1 protein-coding gene is annotated in these 353 nt (G+C 58.4%); it reads left to right on the top strand.

From position 1 onward, the window contains the following. Positions 1–353: hypothetical protein (locus H5181_RS20400; protein WP_182751894.1), on the top strand; the 353-nt coding region annotated here is incomplete at both ends.

Raw genomic sequence — 353 nt, 5'->3', positions numbered from 1 at the left:
ACGCTAGCGACTGGCACTGAAGTTGGCGACACCTTGATTGTCACTGATGGCAACGGCAACACCCTATTTAACGGCCCTGTGACTCAGGACATGCTCGACAACGGCTTTGACGTTGAAGTCCCTGTGACTGCCGGCGCGACCGATGTTGATGTCACCGCGCAAGTGATTGATATCGCCGGTAACCCATCTGCGACTGCTACCGACAACCAGCCTGTGGACAATGTGGCAGCACCTGCACCCACCGTTGAGTTCAGCGGCATGGGCACTGATGGCGTGTTCAACAGCGATGAGATCGGCAGCGACGGCACTGTGACCGCGACCGTGACGCTAGCGACTGGCACCCAAGTTGGCGA

The sequence above is a fragment of the Shewanella sp. SG44-2 genome (assembly GCF_014164215.1).
Lineage (GTDB): Bacteria > Pseudomonadota > Gammaproteobacteria > Enterobacterales > Shewanellaceae > Shewanella > Shewanella frigidimarina.
This window is presented reverse-complemented; position numbering and strand designations above follow the sequence as displayed.